Origin of the sequence: Kocuria sp. CPCC 205235, from assembly GCF_040980905.1 — a bacterium.
Lineage (GTDB): Bacteria > Actinomycetota > Actinomycetes > Actinomycetales > Micrococcaceae > Kocuria > Kocuria carniphila.
The window spans coordinates 1-1433 of sequence record NZ_JAVKPR010000063.1 but is presented as its reverse complement, the minus strand read 5'-3'; the positions used below and the strand labels follow the sequence as shown (position 1 = coordinate 1433).

Sequence of the window (1433 nt, the reverse complement as noted above, 5' to 3'; positions counted from 1 at the left end):
GGCTCATCGCATCCGAGGGTGTAGCTGGTTTCTGAAGCCGCCTGATTCGAGGAGGCTGCGGGCGATGTAGTTGGGGAGGTTGCGGAAGCCGAGGGCGGAGCCGCGGAGGTGTTCGAGCCGGCCATTGATCGCCTCGGTGGGACCGTTGCTGGTGCCGGGTCGGTCGAAGAATGCCAGGACGTCGTCAGCGCGTTTGGCCAGCGTCCGGCCCAGCTTTCCCAGCTCGACGAGGGCGTCCGGGGCCTTCGCGCTGAGTGCCGCGATGACCTTCTCCATCATCGTTCTGGCTCGGACCCGGTCGGCTTCTCGATAGGCGGCGATCATGGCCTGGTATATCTCCCAGGTCGCCTCGACCGCGGCGTGCTTCTCACTGCTGAACAGAGTGCTGAGGCGCTCGCTCTGCCGCTCGGTAAGGAACTTGGACCCGGTGTGGAGGGTGCGGCGGGCCTTGTAGAGCGGGTCGTCCTTACGGCCTCTGCGTTTGTGGAGCTGCTGCTGGATCCGGCGCCGACAGTCGTCCAGAGCGTCCCCGGCGAGGCGGACGACGTGGAACGGATCCATCACCGCGACCGCGCCGGGCAGGGCCTCGCTGGTGGCGGTCTTGAACCCGGAGAACCCGTCCATCGCGACGACCTCGATACGGTCCTTCCACGCCTCGGGGCGGGCCTCCAGCCAAGCCTTGAACGCTGCTTTGGAACGTCCCTCGAGCATGTCCAGCAGCCTCGCCGGCCCGGTCTTGTCCCTGATGGGGGTGAGGTCGATGATCACGGTGACGTACTTGTCGCCGCGGCGGGTGTGGCGCCAGACATGTTCATCGACGCCGATCACGCGAACGCCGTCGAAGCGGGCCGGGTCATCGATGAGCAGTCGTTTCCCCTCGGCCAAGACGGCGTCGTTCGCGGTGTGCCAGGCCACGCCCAGCCCAGCGGCGACCCGCGCGATCGAAAGGTGATCGATGACCAGGGCCTCCAGCGCCCAACGCATCCCGCCACGGGAGAGCTTCGCCCGCTCGGCCGCTGCAGCGGTGATGTCCTCGCGCCAGCGGTACCCGCAGTGGTCACACCGGTAACGGCGGATCCGCACTAACAGCGTCGTGGGACGGTGACCGAACGGCTCATGCGCCAGGGTCCGCGAGATGGAGCCCCGCGAGGTCGAGAGTGCTCCGCAGGCGCGGCACCATGGATCCTCCTCGGCGACCCGGCATTCCAGCACCGCTCGGTGGGCCGTGAGTCTTTGGCCGACCACGACCAGACCGAGCTCCTCGAGCCGGGTGAAGGTCGTCAGGTCGGGGCTGTCGAAGGTAGCGTTGGGCACGTCGAGGTCTTCCTGATGGTGAGCGTGAGAACTTCCATCTTCGGGAGACCTCGGCGTCTATCCCGGCACCGACGCGCCCGGCCCACGCCCCGCAGCTACCCTCTCAGCTGCGAAGAGCC

Annotated in this window: 1 protein-coding gene; it reads right to left on the bottom strand. The window is 67.6% G+C overall.

What is annotated here, in order from left to right; all coding sequences use genetic code 11:
• Positions 1-3: 3 nt before the first annotated feature.
• Complete coding sequence (locus RF638_RS15945; protein WP_259917847.1) at positions 4-1314, bottom strand: ISL3 family transposase; 1311 nt, start codon at positions 1312-1314, stop codon at positions 4-6.
• Between the last annotated feature and the right edge of the window lie 119 nt (positions 1315-1433).